This is a genomic window from Pectobacterium sp. 1950-15 (assembly GCF_037136835.1).
GTDB lineage: Bacteria > Pseudomonadota > Gammaproteobacteria > Enterobacterales > Enterobacteriaceae > Pectobacterium.
Window position 1 is genome coordinate 1 of sequence record NZ_JBBBQR010000047.1, and the last position, 625, is coordinate 625.

Genomic DNA, 625 nt, shown 5'->3' on the forward strand with positions numbered 1-625 from the left:
TTGTCAGCTTTAAACCACCTCCTCGGGAGGTGGTGATTGTCCCTGTGAGGCTATAGCCTGAAGGAAGCCCATGCCAGAAAATTCCAGCTTACTCACCACAAGTAAGAAGGAAATCACTGACATGAGCAGTTATAGAAGTTCAGCACATGTGTTTTGGCGTTGCAAATACCACTTGGTTTGGACCCCAAAATATCGCTACAAGATTTTAACGGGCACAGTAGGGAAAGAGCTTTACCGTTCGATTTACATACTTTGCAATATGAAAGATTGCGAAATATTGGAACTAAATGTTCAACCAGACCATGTTCATCTTGTAGTGATGGTTCCACCGAAACTCTCAATTTCAACGCTAATGGGCGTCCTGAAAGGGCGCACTGCTATTCGTCTCTACAATAAATTCCCGCATATAAGAAAGAAACTGTGGGGTAATCACTTTTGGGCTAGAGGATACTTTGCGGACACGGTGGGAGTGAACGAAGAAATTATCAGACGTTACGTGAGGCATCAGGATAAGAAAGACCAAGAGTACGAACAGCAAATGGAGTTATTGCAGGATTAAAACGGACAAGGCCCCCTTTTAGGGGGCCCCACTTAAAGCCACCTCTTCAAGAGGTGGATTTTTACT

The 625-nt window shown here is 44.2% G+C and carries 1 protein-coding gene; it reads left to right on the forward strand.

What is annotated here, in order from left to right; translation table 11 throughout:
• The first annotated feature begins 121 nt into the window (after positions 1-121).
• The gene (gene tnpA / locus WCT94_RS20715; RefSeq protein ID WP_039281630.1) at positions 122-559 is read left to right on the forward strand and encodes an IS200/IS605 family transposase; all 438 of its coding nucleotides are present in this window, start codon (positions 122-124) and stop codon (positions 557-559) included.
• The last annotated feature ends 66 nt before the right edge of the window (positions 560-625 follow it).

Coding starts and splice junctions, on each gene's coding strand:
- tnpA (WP_039281630.1), top strand. CDS start 122: ATGAGCAGTTATAGAAGTTCAGCACATGTGTTTTGGCGTTGCAAATAC.